General features: G+C 61.4%; 17 protein-coding genes. 11 read left to right on the top strand and 6 right to left on the bottom strand.

Going from position 1 to position 14,289, the window contains the following annotated elements; genetic code table 11:
• The first annotated feature begins 3 nt into the window (after positions 1–3).
• On the top strand, positions 4–750 hold the full coding sequence (locus tag H6X51_RS18870; protein WP_185268994.1) for a sulfite exporter TauE/SafE family protein: 747 nt from the start codon (positions 4–6) through the stop codon (positions 748–750).
• Between the two features lie 83 nt (positions 751–833).
• Positions 834–1,739, top strand: coding sequence for an AEC family transporter (locus H6X51_RS18865; RefSeq protein WP_185268993.1), 906 nt, complete (start codon positions 834–836; stop codon positions 1,737–1,739).
• 35 nt (positions 1,740–1,774) lie between these two features.
• On the opposite strand, the gene H6X51_RS18860 is transcribed toward H6X51_RS18865, so the two are convergent.
• From H6X51_RS18860 to H6X51_RS18840, 5 genes are read right to left on the bottom strand one after another with little or no spacing between them, the layout of a single operon-like run.
• Positions 1,775–2,395 carry an ABC-type transport auxiliary lipoprotein family protein gene (locus tag H6X51_RS18860; protein WP_185268992.1) on the bottom strand — a complete coding sequence of 207 codons (621 nt, stop codon included), beginning with the start codon at positions 2,393–2,395 and terminating at the stop codon, positions 1,775–1,777.
• A complete protein-coding gene (locus tag H6X51_RS18855) occupies positions 2,392–3,309 on the bottom strand; it encodes an MlaD family protein (protein ID WP_185268991.1) in 918 nt (305 codons plus the stop codon). Before H6X51_RS18855 ends, H6X51_RS18860 begins: the two co-directional genes overlap by 4 nt.
• The gene (locus H6X51_RS18850) at positions 3,309–4,112 is read right to left on the bottom strand and encodes an ABC transporter ATP-binding protein (protein WP_328795762.1); all 804 of its coding nucleotides are present in this window, start codon (positions 4,110–4,112) and stop codon (positions 3,309–3,311) included. The genes H6X51_RS18855 and H6X51_RS18850 overlap by 1 nt, the downstream gene beginning before the upstream one ends.
• Positions 4,109–5,245 (bottom strand): MlaE family ABC transporter permease, encoded by a 1,137-nt coding sequence (locus H6X51_RS18845; protein ID WP_185268990.1) that lies wholly within the window; start codon positions 5,243–5,245, stop codon positions 4,109–4,111. The genes H6X51_RS18850 and H6X51_RS18845 overlap by 4 nt, the downstream gene beginning before the upstream one ends.
• A 46-nt stretch (positions 5,246–5,291) precedes the next feature.
• A complete protein-coding gene (locus H6X51_RS18840) occupies positions 5,292–5,744 on the bottom strand; it encodes a YhcB family protein (protein WP_185268989.1) in 453 nt (150 codons plus the stop codon).
• 138 nt (positions 5,745–5,882) lie between these two features.
• Between H6X51_RS18840 and H6X51_RS18835 the strand changes: the two genes are divergently transcribed.
• Positions 5,883–6,512 carry an alpha/beta hydrolase gene (locus tag H6X51_RS18835; RefSeq protein WP_185268988.1) on the top strand — a complete coding sequence of 210 codons (630 nt, stop codon included), beginning with the start codon at positions 5,883–5,885 and terminating at the stop codon, positions 6,510–6,512.
• A 60-nt stretch (positions 6,513–6,572) separates the two neighbouring features.
• Positions 6,573–7,667, top strand: coding sequence for a cell division protein ZapE (gene zapE, locus H6X51_RS18830; protein WP_185268987.1), 1,095 nt, complete (start codon positions 6,573–6,575; stop codon positions 7,665–7,667).
• Between the two features lie 185 nt (positions 7,668–7,852).
• Here zapE and H6X51_RS18825 read toward each other — a convergent pair whose 3' ends face one another.
• Entirely contained in the window at positions 7,853–8,893 is a 1,041-nt protein-coding gene (locus H6X51_RS18825) for an NADP(H)-dependent aldo-keto reductase (RefSeq protein ID WP_185268986.1), read from the bottom strand.
• 263 nt (positions 8,894–9,156) lie between these two features.
• On the opposite strand from H6X51_RS18825, the gene rplM reads away from it, so the two are divergent.
• The 7 genes from rplM (at position 9,157) to H6X51_RS18790 (ending at position 14,089) form a co-directional block, all read left to right on the top strand.
• Positions 9,157–9,585, top strand: a complete 429-nt coding sequence (rplM, locus tag H6X51_RS18820; protein ID WP_185268985.1) for a 50S ribosomal protein L13 — start codon at positions 9,157–9,159, stop codon at positions 9,583–9,585.
• Between the two features lie 12 nt (positions 9,586–9,597).
• Positions 9,598–9,990: a 30S ribosomal protein S9 gene (gene rpsI / locus H6X51_RS18815; RefSeq protein ID WP_105643061.1), complete on the top strand. Its 393-nt coding sequence runs from the start codon at positions 9,598–9,600 to the stop codon at positions 9,988–9,990.
• A 269-nt stretch (positions 9,991–10,259) separates the two neighbouring features.
• Positions 10,260–10,853 carry a ubiquinol-cytochrome c reductase iron-sulfur subunit gene (petA, locus tag H6X51_RS18810; RefSeq protein WP_185268984.1) on the top strand — a complete coding sequence of 198 codons (594 nt, stop codon included), beginning with the start codon at positions 10,260–10,262 and terminating at the stop codon, positions 10,851–10,853.
• Positions 10,853–12,076: a cytochrome b gene (locus H6X51_RS18805; RefSeq protein ID WP_185268983.1), complete on the top strand. Its 1,224-nt coding sequence runs from the start codon at positions 10,853–10,855 to the stop codon at positions 12,074–12,076. Before petA ends, H6X51_RS18805 begins: the two co-directional genes overlap by 1 nt.
• A complete protein-coding gene (locus tag H6X51_RS18800; RefSeq protein ID WP_185268982.1) occupies positions 12,076–12,858 on the top strand; it encodes a cytochrome c1 in 783 nt (260 codons plus the stop codon). The genes H6X51_RS18805 and H6X51_RS18800 overlap by 1 nt, the downstream gene beginning before the upstream one ends.
• 167 nt (positions 12,859–13,025) lie before the next feature.
• Complete coding sequence (locus H6X51_RS18795) at positions 13,026–13,655, top strand: glutathione S-transferase N-terminal domain-containing protein (protein WP_185268981.1); 630 nt, start codon at positions 13,026–13,028, stop codon at positions 13,653–13,655.
• 41 nt (positions 13,656–13,696) lie between these two features.
• Positions 13,697–14,089: a ClpXP protease specificity-enhancing factor gene (locus H6X51_RS18790; protein WP_185269002.1), complete on the top strand. Its 393-nt coding sequence runs from the start codon at positions 13,697–13,699 to the stop codon at positions 14,087–14,089.
• The last annotated feature ends 200 nt before the right edge of the window (positions 14,090–14,289 follow it).

Raw genomic sequence — 14,289 nt, 5'->3', positions numbered from 1 at the left:
GCCATGCATGAATCCTTTCTGTTTTTCTCGCTGGTGCTGTCCATCTTCCTCGGTGCAGGTCTGGTCAAGGGGGTCACGGGTATGGGCCTGCCGACCGTCGCCATGGGACTGTTGGGATCTTTCATGGCGCCGGCAATGGCCGCGGCGACGCTGGTGATCCCTTCGCTGGTGACCAACGTATGGCAGATGTTTTCCGGCTCGTTCATGTCGGGCCTGCTGCGCCGGCTATGGTCAATGATGTTGGGTATCGTGCTGGGCACGGTAGGGGGTACGGCATTGCTGGCGCGGGTCGATCCGCTCTGGTCTGGATTTGCCCTGGGTCTCGCGCTGGTACTCTATGCCGGATATGCCCTGGTCTCGCCGACACTGGCGGTATCGCCGCGTATCGAACCCTGGTTATCCCCCGTGGTGGGGCTGCTCACTGGCATCATTACCGGTGCCACTGGGGTCTTCGTCATGCCAGCGGTTCCCTATCTGCAAGCGCTGCGGTTGGACAGGGATGAGCTGGTGCAGGCGCTGGGGCTGTCTTTCACTATCTCCACTCTTGCGCTCGCGGGTGGTCTGTTCGTCCATGGCGTATTTCATCTCGATCAGGTGGGCCTGTCGCTGTTGGCCGTGATTCCCTCGGTAGTCGGCATGTGGCTCGGCCAGCAAATCCGTATGCGGATCAGCCCCCAGCGTTTCCGCCAGTGTTTTCTGCTGCTGCTCATGGTGCTCGGTACCGAGTTGAGCTTGCGGCCATTCTTCTGAGAGGCTGTTGCAAGCTACTGCCAGGCTGGCAGCATCGATGCCCCTCGGGTAACCTTCGGCTGCCTTCCTGAAATGGATACCCCATGAGTCAACTACTAGCCTCCCTCTGGCCGTTGTTCGCCCTGATCCTCGCTGGTCATGTGTTGCGCCGCTGGGGTTTTCCGAATGCCGAATTCTGGCCGGGAGCGGAGCGGATCAACTACTTCATCCTGTTCCCGGCGCTGCTGTTCAACAGCCTGGCCAATGCCCCGCTGGACAGTGCCGCCTTGCCCCGGTTGATGCTCGGGCTGGGAGTGGTATTCGCTGCAGCATGGATTGCCCTGTTGCTGCTGCGGCGCCTGCGTGGCTGGCCGGCATCACGCTTCGGGGTATTGGTGCAGGGCTCCTTGCGCTTCAATACCTATATCGGGCTGGCTGCGGTGGCCGCCATCTTCGGTAGTGAGGGGCTGGCGCTGTTTGCGGTGCTGCTGGCCATCAGCGTGCCGCTGGTGAATATCCTGTCGGTGCATGCTCTGACAGCGCAGGGCGCGGTGTCGGCCCGTTCCTGGCTGTTCGCCCTGTTGAAGAACCCGCTGATCCTGGCCTGCCTGCTGGGCGCTGCGTTCAATCTGGCCGGCGGTAGTCTGCGGGGTGGGCTGGACGGCTTGCTGGGTCTGCTCGCGTCAGCCAGCCTGCCGTTGGGCCTGCTGTGCGTGGGGGCGGCGCTGGAGCCACGGAACCTGCTGGGTGAAACCGGTACCCTGCTGGTCAACAGCCTGGTGCGCCTGCTGTTGATGCCAGCCTGTGCCTGGCTATTGATCAGCCTGCTCGGTATGCCAACCATGGAAACGGCGATCCTGGTGCTGTTCTTCGCCTTGCCCTGCGCACCAACGGCTTATGTGCTGACGCGCCAGCTGGGTGGGAACGGGCAACTGATGGCGGGTATCATCACCTTGCAGACCCTGTTGGCGATGGTGTTCCTGCCGGTCTGGCTGTATCTGTTGCTGTGAGTCTGCCCAGCGTCGATGCCAACGAGGTTGGTGCGCTACTTGTTGGGAATCGCCGCCAGCTGCTGTCTGGTCCAGCTCAACAGTTGACTGGCCAGTTCCTCGGTCGCCTGGCCGTAGCCTTCGACCACATCGGCGATCTGGGTGCTGGTTACCGGTTGCTGGATCAGGAAGCTGTGGCTGACGTAGATGCGCCGGCTGTCGGGGTTGACCAGGCGGGCATCCAGCTCGATCAGCACCTGTGGAGCGCCGGCATCGACCAGCTGGAAGCGTCGCAGATTGGTGCCCAGGTGTACATCGGCGTACAGCGCATGTTCATCGGTGGTGACGCTGCTCAACTGACCCTGGCGCTGGAAGGATAGCGACAGATACTCGCGCAGCAGCACCGGCACCGGATCGCTCCAGCGCACTCCCTTGTAGCTGAGCAACTGGTTGTCGGCGGTCTGCACCATGATCCGTGGCCCGCTGTAGGCGTAACCGGTCTGTGGCGTATTGACACGCAGCGCCAGTGGTAGGCGCTGGCTGGCGTTGTTGGACGTGGCCGCCGGAGGCTGCGGGAACTGGTAGACACCGAGCGCCTCCGACTCCGGAAACATGGTACAGGCACCCAGGCTGAGCAGGCCGGCCAGCAGGCCGGTAGCGAGTGTCAGACGGATCATGGCTCATACTCCTCAAAGGTGTCACGGCCCAGCAGGAAGCGCGCGGGATTGTCTTCCAGACGGCGGGTGATCGAACGCAGCGCACCCAGGCTGCCGCGCAATTCGCTGATCGCCGGCTCCAGCTGGCCGAGGCCCTGTATGCCATTGGCAAAGGCTTCGCTGTTGTCGCTGAGCATGTGCTCCAGGGTTTCGCTGGTGCGGGCGATGGACTGCAAGGCTGCCTCGGCGTTGCGCATGGTGCGTGGACCGTCTTCCTTGACCAGCGAGTTGATGCTGGTCATCAGTTCGCCGGCCTGCTGGCTGGCGCGGCTGAGTTCGCCGACCAGGACCTTGATGTCGTCGCCCTGGCTGGCCAGGCTGCTGGCGGCCTGCTCGACCGACTCCAGGGTGCCGGCGATACGTTCGGCATTCTCATCCGAGAGCATGTTGCGGGCGCTGCTGACCAGTTGGTTGATGTTGGTCATCAAGTCCTCGCCGTTGGCCAGCAGGCTGGAAATGGGTGAAGGAATGGCGTAGATGCGTGGCTCTTCGCTGCCCTCGGCCTGTAGCAGCGGGCTGCGGGGGTCGCCGGGGACCAGTTCGATGACCGAGTTGCCGGTGATCCCGGTGAAGGTCAGGCGGGCCTTGGTGTCGCGGGTGACCGGGGCGGTGTTGCTGAGGCGGATACGGGCCAGCACCTGGGCGGGGTCCGCCGGATCGAGGCTCAATTCAGTGATGTCACCTACCGGGATGCCGCGAAACTGCACGGCGCTGCCCCGAGACAGGCCGGTGACCGCCTCGCGGAACACCACCGTGTAATGCTGGTAGTCCTTGCTGGTGCTGGCATTGCTGATCCAGATGGCGAAGAACACCGCACCGGCACCGGCCAGCAGGGTGAACAATCCGATGATGACATGGTGAGCGCGGGTTTCCATCAGTGGTTGCTCTCCGGCTGGTGATGGGGTTGGCTGGCGAGTGCGGCGGCGCGTCCCCGGGGGCCATGAAAGTATTCCTGGATCCAGGCGTCGTCCGTGGCAGCGACGCGCTCCAGGGTGTCGGCGACCAGTACGCGCTTCTGCGCCAGCACGGCGATCCGGTCGCAGATGGCGTACAGGGTGTCGAGATCATGGGTGACCAGGAATACGCTCAGCCCGAGGGCGTCGCGCAGGGTCAGGATCAACTGGTCGAAGGCCGCGGCACCGATAGGGTCGAGACCGGCGGTGGGCTCGTCGAGGAACAGGATGTCCGGGTCCAGCGCCAGGGCACGGGCCAGCGCGGCGCGCTTGACCATGCCGCCGGACAGCTCGGAGGGAAACTTGTCGCCGGCGTTGCGCGGCAGGCCGGCCAGTGCCAGCTTCATGCAGGCCAGGTGCTCGGCGTCGGCGCGGCTCAGGCCGGCATGCTCGATCAGTGGCAGGGCGACATTCTCGGTGACGGTCAGCGAGGAGAACAGCGCCCCACGCTGGAACAGCACACCGAAGCGCCGCTCGACTTCGGAGCGGCGGCGTTCGTCCAGGCGCTGGATGTCCTCACCGAAGACCTTGACGCTGCCGGCATTGGGCCGGCGCAGCCCGACGATCGAGCGCAGCAGTACCGACTTGCCGGTGCCGGAGCCGCCGACCACGCCGAGAATCTCGCCGGGGTGGATGTCCAGGTCCAGGTTGTCATGCACCGTCTGGCTGCCGAAACGGTTGACCAGCCCGCGGATTTCCACCAGTGGCGCTTGCTTGTCGGTCACCAGTCCATCTCCATGAAGAACAGCGCCGCCAGGGCATCGACCAGGATGACGATGAAGATCGACTGCACCACCGCCGAGGTGGTGTGCTCACCGACCGACTCGGCGCTGCCGCTGACCTTGAAGCCTTCCATGCAGCCGATGATGGCGATCAGGAAGGCGAACAGCGGGGCCTTGGCCATGCCCAGGTAGAAGTGCTGCACCGCAACGTTCTGCTGCAGGATGTTGAGGAACATGGTCGGCGAGATATCCAGCGCCAGCGAGCAGACCACGGCGCCGCCGAACATGCCCGAGAGCATGCCGATGAAGGTCAGCGCCGGCAGCGAGATCATCATGGCGATGACCCGCGGGATCACCAGGATATGCAGCGGGTTCAGCCCCAGCGTGCGGATGGCGTCGATCTCCTCGTTGGCCTTCATCGAACCGATCTGCGCGGTGAAGGCACTGGCGGTACGCCCGGCCATCAGGATCGCAGTCAGCAGCACGGCGAATTCGCGCAGGAAGGAGAAGGCGATCAGGTCGACTGTATAGATGGTCGCCCCGAAGTCGGCCAGCACCGTGGCGCCGAGAAAGGCGATCACCGCACCGACCATGAAGGTCAGCAGCGCGACGATGGCCACGGCGTTCAGCGCGATCTGTTCTATCTGTGCGACGATCGAGGTCAACCGCCAGGTGCCGGGGCGCAGCAGGCCACCGAGCATGCCGACCAGGGTCAGGCCGATGAAGCCCAGCAGGGTGCGGACATGTTCATACAGTGTCAGCGTATGCTTGCCGACGTTGCCCAGCAGCTCGAACACGGCGTTGTGGCGCGGATGCGCGGGTGGATCTTCCTGCAGGCTGGTGGCGATACGCTGCAGCAGTACCCGTCGTTCTTCGGGTAGGGCATCGGCGTCGGTCGCCAGTTGCTGGATCAGCTCGCTACCCAGCAACTCGGTGAGCAACTGGCCGCCAGCGGTATCCAGTTTGCCGATCTGTTGCAGGTTCGCCTCGGCGTAGCGGGTGCCGGTGCCGCGCAACCGCTGGACCAATCGCCGTAGTTCGGCGTAATGCTCCAGTACCCAGTCGCCCTGAATGACCAGGTGTGCCGGGTTGTCCGGCGCGGGACTGACGAAGCGGTTATCGATTGCGTCCGGCATGGGCTGGGTCCGTCATGCTCCGCCGGGGCAGGGCGGAGCGGGAGTGTCATTTACGTTTTACGCCGAACTCCTCCGACAGCATACCGGGCCCGTCTTCGGATTTGGTGGCGTAGTCACGGGGCGGCTCGAGGGTGTCGAATACCGGTTCGATGCGCTCACGGGAGGACTGCGGCTCGTTTTCCTGCTCCAGGGCGGCCAGCAGCCGCTGCCGGGTCATGTCGTCGGGAGCGAGATCCACCGCAGCCTGGCCCAGGTGCTCCTGGATATCCTGATAGCTGCGGTTCAGACGGGTGACTAGATTGGCGGTGGTATTGAAGTGGCTGGCCACTTCCTGCTGATATTCCTCGAAGCGCAACTGCAGACTTTCCAACTGGGCCTGGGTGCTGGATGGCTGTCCGCCGCTGATGCGTGGCGCCAGACGCGCTACAATGATGCCCACGACAAAGCCCACAGCCAGGGCGATGACGACTGCAATCCACAGGTTTTCGCTTGTTTCCACCTTGGGTCCCTCATTGATCTGAAACGTGCGGCACTGTTGCGCCGCTCTGGTCTGCTGTTACGGTAACGGCATTTCACAAACAAGGCTAGTGTATGGCATGCGACGCAGGTGGGAATACAGCGGTCACGGAGAAATCGAATGAATCGCAATACCGAAGAAAAATTGCTCGTTGATGGCCCGGCCGGCGCGCTCGAGGTGCTGGTCACCCGAGCCGAGGCGGCCCATGCGGTGGCGGTGATCTGCCATCCGCATCCGCTGCATGGCGGGACCATGCAGAACAAGGTGGTCTCCACGCTGATGCGTGCGGCCCGGGACCTGGGGGCCAGCACCGTGCGTTTCAATTTCCGCGGTGTCGGCCAGAGTGCCGGCGAACACGGCGGTGGGATCGGCGAGGTGCAGGACTGTCAGGCGATCATCGACTGGGCGGCTCGGGAATTCGCTGGCCTGCCGCTGTGGCTGATGGGCTTTTCCTTCGGTGGCTATGTCGCCGCAGCTGCGGCGCGGGAACAGCAGGACTGGCCGCAGGCGCTGATACTGGTGGCGCCGTCGGTCGAACGCATGCCATTTGCCGACCTGCTGCCGCTACCGGGGCCGGCAACAGTAATGATGGGCGAGGACGACGAGGTGGTGGCGCCGGAGTCGGTGTTCGAACTGCTGGAGGGGCAGCCGGGAGTGACCATGGTGCGTTTTGCCGAGACCAGTCATTTCTTCCACGGCAAATTGGTGGAATTGAAGACGGCGACCGAGCAGGCACTCCAGGCGCTTTGATTGCCAAGCGGGGGCGCGGCGGGTAGAGTATCGGCCCCTGTTTTCCACTGGACCCCCAGCATGACGCCCCTTGAACGCTATCAGGCGGACCTCAAGCGTCCGGACTTCTTTCATGATCCCGCGCAGGAAAATGCCGTCAAGCACCTGCAGCGGCTCTATGACGATATCCTCGAAGCGGGACCGCCGCGCAGCGTCGGCCTGTTCGGCAGGTTTCGTCCGAAGCGGAGCAAGCCGGTCAAGGGACTGTATTTCTGGGGTGGGGTAGGCCGCGGCAAGACCTACCTGGTCGATACCTTCTTCGATGCGCTGCCGATCAAGCGCAAGATGCGCACCCACTTCCACCGTTTCATGCAGCGCGTGCACCAGGAGTTGCGTGAGCTCAAGGGAGAGAAGAACCCGCTGAAGATCATCGCCCGCAAGTTCGCCGATGAGGCGCGGGTGATCTGCTTCGATGAATTCTTCGTTTCCGATATCACCGATGCGATGATCCTCGGCACCCTGATGGAAGAGCTGTTCGAGAACGGCGTGATCCTGGTGGCGACCTCGAATATCGTGCCTGACGGGTTGTACAAGGATGGTCTGCAGCGGGCGCGCTTCCTGCCGGCGATTGCCCTGCTGAACCAGCACACCGAGGTGGTCAACGTCGATAATGGCGTCGACTACCGTCTGCGTGCGCTGGAGCAGGCAGACCTGTATCACTGGCCACTGGGGTCGGAAGCCGATGCCAGTCTGCAGCGCAGTTTCAAGAGTCTGGTGCTGGAGCCGGAGCATATCCAGGTCGACGCCGAGCTGAGCATCGAGAATCGCATGGTCAAGGCGGTGCGCCTGTACGAGAACGTGGCCTGGTTCGAGTTCCGCGAACTGTGCGATGGCCCGCGCAGCCAGAACGACTATATCGCCCTGGCGAAGATATTCCAGGCCGTGCTGCTATCCAATGTCGAGCAGATGGGCCTGGCCAAGGATGACATGGCGCGGCGCTTCATCAACCTGGTGGACGAGTTCTACGACCGCAACGTCAAGCTGATCGTCTCGGCCGAAGTGGCGCTCAAGGACCTGTATATAGGCGGCCGGCTGGAGTTCGAATTCCAGCGGACCCTGAGCCGGCTGCTGGAAATGCAGTCGCACGAGTTCCTGGCTCGGCCGCACAAGCCGTAATTCCTCCCTGATGGGTGGTACTCATCCGGCATCGTTATCCAGATTGCCCGGTAGGAGCGCCGCCTCGGCGCGAAGCGGGCTGTCAGCGGGTAGCGCGGTCGGTTATCTGCAAGGCCGCATCGCCGCGAGGCGCGGCTCCCACGGGGCGGCTGCGCCCCCTCCGGCAGGGCGCGCTGAGCCGAATATCAGGGCGCCGGGTTGGGCTGGCTGCGGTGAATCTCGGCGATGCCCTCCAGGATCTTGTCGGTCAGCCCCATGTTGATGCTGGTGAGGTTGCGATTGAGTTGGTCCATATTGGTCGCACCGATGATATTGCTGGTGACGAACGGCTGGCGCGTGACGAAGGCCAGTGCCATCTGCGCCGGGTCCATGCCATGGTCGCGGGCCAGTTGCACGTAGCGGGCGCAGGCCTTCTGCGCCTGCGGGTTGGTATAGCGGCTGAAGCGGCTGAACAGTGTCAGCCGGGCCTTTTCCGGGCGCAGCCCGTTCAGGTACTTGCCGGTCAGGGTGCCGAAGGCCAGCGGTGAATAGGCCAGCAGGCCGACCTGCTCGCGTATCGAGATCTCTGCCATGCCCACCTCGTAGCTGCGGTTGAGCAGGTTGTAGGGGTTCTGGATGCTGACGATGCGCGGCCAGCCCCGTGCTTCGGCCAGTTGCAGGAAGCGACTGGTGCCCCAAGGCGTCTCGTTGGACAGGCCGATATAGCGAATCTTGCCCGAGCGTACCAGGTCGTCCAGCACCTCCAGGGTGTCCTCGATTGGGGTGATCTGCTCCTCGGCGTTGTGCTGGTAGCCGAGGTGGCCGAAGAAGTTGGTGTTGCGGTCCGGCCAGTGCAGTTGATAGAGATCGACATGGTCGGTGTTCAGGCGTTTCAGGCTGGCGTCCAGGGCGCTGGTGATGTGTTCGCGATTGAAGCGCGTCGTGCCGCCGCGAATATGCTGCATGTCGCGGCTGGCCCCGGCGATCTTGCTTGCCAGCACCCAGTTGTCGCGGCCGCCGCGCTGCTGGAAGTACTGGCCGATGATCTGCTCGGTGGAACCATAGGTCTCCCCGCGTGGCGGTACCGGGTACATTTCGGCGCAGTCGATGAAGTTGACGCCGGCATCCCGTGCCCGGTCGATCTGGGCGAAGGCGTCGCGCTGGGTGTTCTGTTCACCCCAGGTCATGGTGCCGAGGCACAGGGCGCTGACTTTCAGAGGGCTGTGGCCGAGGGGGCGGTATAGCATGACAGGCTCCCAATTAGGAAATGAACAGCCATTATCGTCCATGGGCCAAATAATGGTTGTATTTTTTCGTCCCATTGGCATAATGCCCGCCACTCTCGACAGGATGCCTAGCCTGTCGTTGTTGTTACAGCGCAGATGCCACCCAGACCCACAGAGCCCCCACTGAGTGTCTGTCTAGGCTTTGTTGGCTTGTAAAAACACATATCATTCTGTAAGATTCGCCCTCTTTGAAATCATAGAGCGGCCTCTGAGGCTAGGATTTAATGAAAACCTTCAGCGCCAAACCGGAAACAGTAAAACGCGACTGGTACGTAGTAGATGCCACTGGTCTGACCCTTGGTCGTCTGGCTACCGAAGTTGCTTCCCGCCTGCGCGGCAAGCACAAGCCCGAGTACACCCCGCACGTGGATACCGGTGATTACATCGTAATCGTCAATGCCGAAAAGATTCACGTGACCGGCAACAAGGCCCAGGACAAGATGTACTACAGCCACACCGGTTTCCCGGGCGGCATCAAGTCGATCAATTTCGAGAAGCTCAATGCCCGTGCTCCTGAGCGTATCATCGAGATCGCGGTCAAGGGCATGCTGCCCAAGAACCCCCTGGGTCGGGCAATGTATCGCAAGATGAAGGTGTACTCCGGTGCAACTCATCCGCATGCCGCTCAGCAACCCCAAGAACTCAAGGTCTAACAGGAGCTCACTATGTCGGTGACACAAAACTACGGTACTGGCCGTCGTAAAACCGCCACCGCTCGGGTGTTCCTGCGTCCGGGTACTGGCAATATTTCCATCAACAACCGTAGCATCGAGACCTTCTTCGGTCGCGAAACTGCTCGCATGGTCGTTCGTCAGCCGCTCGAGCTGACCGGCAGCACCGAGAAGTTCGACGTCTACGTCACCGTGCAGGGCGGCGGTATCTCCGGCCAGGCTGGTGCCATCCGTCACGGTATCACCCGTGCCCTGATGGAATACGACGAAACCCTGCGTGGCGAACTGCGCCGTGCCGGCTTCGTGACCCGTGATGCTCGTGAAGTCGAGCGTAAGAAAGTGGGTCTGCGTAAAGCGCGTAAGCGTCCGCAATACTCCAAGCGTTAAGCCGTCAGGCTCAGCGTCAAAAGCGCCCGGTTTCCTTCGCAGGAGTCCGGGCGTTCTTGTATCTGCGACAAGGTGTCGCGCGATTCGATGGTCTTCTGTAGCGCCCGAAATACGCCGCTTCAGGTACACTTTGCAGGTTCCCGGATAATTGAGATCGCCTTGTCATCATAGGGCTTTTTCATTACCATCTGTTTCATTTTGTGCAGGCAGTTCAAAACTTGAAAAAGGCCTTGTTACAGAGGTCTGATTAGCTGATGGGAGACGACTGGATGAGTAATGACGGCGTAAATAACGGCCGGCGTCGCTTCCTGGTGGCAGCCACGAGTGTGGTGGGTGCTGCTGGTGTAGTGGGGGTTGCTGTGCCCTTCGTGGGGTCATGGTTCCCAAGCGCAAGAGCCAAGGCGGCAGGTGCGCCGGTTAAGGTGAATATCAGCAAGATCGAGCCGGGGCAGCAGATCGTTGCCGAGTGGCGTGGTCAGCCGATCTTCATCTCGCGCCGGACACCGGAAGCGCTGGCCCTTCTTGATCAAATGGACAGTGTCGTTGCCGACCCTCAATCCGAGGCCTCCGACCAGCCGGATTACGTTGACGGCAAGACGCGCGCCATCAAGCCCGAAATCCTGGTGGTGCTGGGCATCTGCACCCACCTGGGCTGTTCACCGCTGTTCAAGCCGGAAGTGGCATCAGCGGATATGGGCGCCGACTGGAAGGGTGGCTATTTCTGTCCTTGCCACGGTTCCTTCTACGACATGTCCGGTCGTGTGTTCAAGAGCATGCCGGCTCCGCTGAACCTTCCCGTACCCCCGCATACCTACGAGTCCGATGACGTCATCATCATCGGTGTGGATCAGGAGACAGCCTGATGAGCAAACTGCTTAACTGGGTCAACGAACGTATGGCCGTCACTCAGGTATGGGAAGATCACCTGAGCAAGTATTACGCACCGAAGAACTTCAACTTCTTCTATTTCTTCGGCTCGCTGGCGCTGCTGGTTCTGGTCAACCAGATCATCACCGGCATCTGGCTGACCATGAGCTACGAGCCCTCCGGCACCGGCGCCTTTGCTTCGGTCGAGTACATCATGCGTGATGTGGAGTACGGCTGGCTGCTGCGTTACCTGCACTCCACCGGCGCTTCCGCGTTCTTCGTGGTGATCTACCTGCACATGCTGCGTGGCATCATGTATGGTTCCTACCGCAAGCCTCGCGAGCTGGTCTGGACCTTCGGCATGCTGATCTACCTGGCGCTGATGGCCGAGGCATTCATGGGCTACCTGCTGCCCTGGGGCCAGATGTCCTACTGGGGTGCCCAGGTGATCATCTCGCTGTTCGGTGCGATTCCGGTAATTGGTCCGGATCTGGCGCAGTGGGTACGTGGTGACTACCTGATCTCCGGCATTACCCTGAACCGCTTCTTCGCACTGCACGTTATCGCTGTGCCGATCGTTCTGCTGGGCCTTGTCGTGCTGCACATCATCGCCTTGCACGAAGTCGGTTCCAACAACCCCGATGGCATCGAGATCAAGAAGCTGAAGGATGAAAACGGTGTGCCGCTGGATGGCATCCCGTTCCACCCGTACTACACCGTCAAGGATATCGTCGGTGTGGCGGTGTTCCTGTTCGTGTTCTGCACTGTGGTGTTCTTCTTCCCGGAAATGGGTGGTTACTTCCTGGAGAAACCGAACTTCGAAATCTCCAATGCCCTGAAAACCCCTGACCATATTGCGCCGGTTTGGTACTTCACGCCTTTCTACGCGATTCTGCGCGCCGTGCCTGCGATTGCCGGTTCCGCGTTCCCCGGCGTACTGGCGATGGGGGGTGCGATTGCCGTGCTGTTCGTATTGCCCTGGCTCGACCGTAGCCCGGTCAAGTCCATTCGCTACAAGGGTTGGATGAGCAAGCTGTGGCTGGTGATCTTCTGTGTCAGCTTCGTGATTCTGGGTGTACTGGGCGCGATCCCGGCGACACCGGGTCGTACCTTGCTGTCCCAGGTGTGCACCGTTCTGTATTTTGCCTTCTTCATCCTGATGCCGTTCTACACCCGTATGGAGAAGACCAAACCGGTTCCGGAGAGGGTTACTGGCTGATGAAAAAACAACTTATTGCATTGATGTTCGCACTGCTGCCTGGTTTTGCTCTGGCCGCCGGCCCGAGCGTACCGCTGGACAAGGCCAATATCGACCTGTCCGACAAGGCCTCCCTGCAGGATGGTGCCCGTACCTTCGTCAACTACTGCATGGGCTGCCACTCGGCCCAGTATCAGCGGTACGAGCGTGTGGCCACCGACCTGGGTATTCCGGAAGAGCTGATGATGGAAAACCTGGTGTTCACCGAAGGCACGCTGTACGGCGAGCACATGACGATCGGTATGCGTCCCGAAGATTCCAAGGTATGGTTCGGTGCCGCTCCGCCGGATCTGACCCTGGTTTCCCGGGTGCGTGGCGAGGACTGGCTGTACAGCTACCTGCGTACTTTCTATGAAGACCCGTCCCGCCCGCTGGGCTGGAACAACACGGTCTTTGCCAACGTCGGTATGCCGAACGTGCTGGGCGAACTGCAGGGGCGTCAGGTCAAGGGCTGCAAGCCGATGCCGGTTCACGAGAACGGCAAGATCGTGCGTGACAGTCTGACTGGCGAGGCCATGCTGGAAGAGCAGTGCGATGTGCTGACCGTGATCGAAGGCACCGGTACGCAGACCGAAGAGGAGTTCGATACTACGGTGCGCAACCTGGTCGCCTTCCTCAGCTACTCGGCTGATCCGATCAAGGAAACGCGTCATCGCATCGGTGTCTACGTGCTGCTGTACCTGGCCTTCTTCTTCGTATTCGCCTATCTGCTCAAGCGTGAATACTGGAGAGACATCCACTGATCCGTTGCCGGTTCTGGATGAAATGCGCGCCCTTTGGGGCGCGCACTTGTTTCTGGGGTATAATATTCGCTTTCGATCAGGCCGTAGGACACGGCCGAGCGGCATATTGCGCTCTGTGAGGAGTGTGGTTGCCGGATTGCAGTCCGCTACGGGATGAGGGTTGATATATGAGTGTTACCGCCAACAAGCGTTCTTCGATGGCTTTCTTTTCCGACCCGACTGACCACTATTGTCATCGTGTGCGCATTGTCCTGGCTGAAAAGGGCGTGACCGTCGACATCGTCAATGTCGAACCGGACAACCATCCGCAGGAACTGGCCGAGGTCAACCCCTACAATACCGTTCCCACCCTGCTCGACCGCGATCTGGTGCTGTACGAGCCGAACATCATGATGGAATACCTGGATGAGCGTTTTCCGCATCCGCCGTTGCTGCCGGTTTACCCGGTGGCTCGTGCCAACAGTCGGCTGTTGATGTACCGCATCCAGCGTGACTGGTGCGTACTGGTGGATATCATCACCAACCCCCGCAGTCCCGCCGCCGCGGTTACCAAGGCGCGCAAGGAGCTGCGCGAGAGTCTGGTGGGGGTGGCGCCGGTGTTTGCCGAAATGCCGTTCTTCATGAGCGAGGAGTTCAGCCTGGTGGACTGTTGCCTGGCCCCCATCCTGTGGCGTCTGCGGCAACTGGGTGTGGAGCTTCCTCGCCAGGCGCAACCGCTGCAGGAGTACATGGAGCGGATCTTCGAGCGCGAAGGCTTTATCGGCAGCCTGTCGGCAGCCGAACGGAACATGCAATAGATTGCCATTCATTTGCCGTTGAGGAGACGAGCACGATGCAGATGAGCTCAAGCCGCCCTTACCTTATCCGGGCACTGTATGAATGGATCCTGGATAACGACTGCACACCCTATGTCCTGGTCAATGCGGCTTATCCGGGCACCACTGTACCGGACGGCTTCGTCGAGGGCGGGCAGATCGTGCTGAACCTGTCGCCGAGCGCCATCCGCGGCCTGGAAATGGATAACGAGCGGGTCTGCTTCGATGGTCGCTTTGGTGGCGTGGCGCAGCAGGTGTGGATTCCCGCAGGCGCAATCATGGCGATCTATGCGCGGGAGAATGGCCAGGGCATGGTCTTCGAGATCGAGACCGAGACGCCGCCACCGGATGACAATGGTCCCACCGACGAGGCGCCCAAGCCGAGCGGCAGGCCGGCGTTGAAGGTGGTGAAGTAACCACCATTACCAGCCATGCACGACGTCTGTGACGCTGCAGGAAGTCTGTGGGATGTGAGAGGCTTCATGGTCCCACCCAGCGCAGCGCCGCTGCTGCAAATGGCAGGCAGCGCCCCAGCTTGTTGTGGGAGATTCTATGGTTCCAGGCAACCCCTTATTCTGCTGTTTTTGGCTGGTAGGTTGTCTGGTTCTGCATCAGC

The sequence above is a fragment of the Halopseudomonas xiamenensis genome (assembly GCF_014219065.1).
Classification (GTDB): Bacteria; Pseudomonadota; Gammaproteobacteria; order Pseudomonadales; family Pseudomonadaceae; genus Halopseudomonas; species Halopseudomonas xiamenensis.
This window is presented reverse-complemented; position numbering and strand designations above follow the sequence as displayed.

Bases quoted from the DNA above. Each gene is read 5' to 3' on its own strand.
- H6X51_RS18795 (WP_185268981.1), top strand. From the start codon at position 13,026: ATGAGTGTTACCGCCAACAAGCGTTCTTCGATGGCTTTCTTTTCCGAC.
- zapE (WP_185268987.1), top strand. From the start codon at position 6,573: ATGACGCCCCTTGAACGCTATCAGGCGGACCTCAAGCGTCCGGACTTC.
- H6X51_RS18845 (WP_185268990.1), bottom strand. From the start codon at position 5,245: ATGCCGGACGCAATCGATAACCGCTTCGTCAGTCCCGCGCCGGACAAC.
- H6X51_RS18800 (WP_185268982.1), top strand. From the start codon at position 12,076: ATGAAAAAACAACTTATTGCATTGATGTTCGCACTGCTGCCTGGTTTT.
- rplM (WP_185268985.1), top strand. From the start codon at position 9,157: ATGAAAACCTTCAGCGCCAAACCGGAAACAGTAAAACGCGACTGGTAC.
- H6X51_RS18790 (WP_185269002.1), top strand. From the start codon at position 13,697: ATGAGCTCAAGCCGCCCTTACCTTATCCGGGCACTGTATGAATGGATC.
- H6X51_RS18870 (WP_185268994.1), top strand. From the start codon at position 4: ATGCATGAATCCTTTCTGTTTTTCTCGCTGGTGCTGTCCATCTTCCTC.
- rpsI (WP_105643061.1), top strand. From the start codon at position 9,598: ATGTCGGTGACACAAAACTACGGTACTGGCCGTCGTAAAACCGCCACC.
- H6X51_RS18865 (WP_185268993.1), top strand. From the start codon at position 834: ATGAGTCAACTACTAGCCTCCCTCTGGCCGTTGTTCGCCCTGATCCTC.
- H6X51_RS18860 (WP_185268992.1), bottom strand. From the start codon at position 2,395: ATGATCCGTCTGACACTCGCTACCGGCCTGCTGGCCGGCCTGCTCAGC.
- petA (WP_185268984.1), top strand. From the start codon at position 10,260: ATGAGTAATGACGGCGTAAATAACGGCCGGCGTCGCTTCCTGGTGGCA.
- H6X51_RS18835 (WP_185268988.1), top strand. From the start codon at position 5,883: ATGAATCGCAATACCGAAGAAAAATTGCTCGTTGATGGCCCGGCCGGC.
- H6X51_RS18855 (WP_185268991.1), bottom strand. From the start codon at position 3,309: ATGGAAACCCGCGCTCACCATGTCATCATCGGATTGTTCACCCTGCTG.
- H6X51_RS18805 (WP_185268983.1), top strand. From the start codon at position 10,853: ATGAGCAAACTGCTTAACTGGGTCAACGAACGTATGGCCGTCACTCAG.
- H6X51_RS18825 (WP_185268986.1), bottom strand. From the start codon at position 8,893: ATGCTATACCGCCCCCTCGGCCACAGCCCTCTGAAAGTCAGCGCCCTG.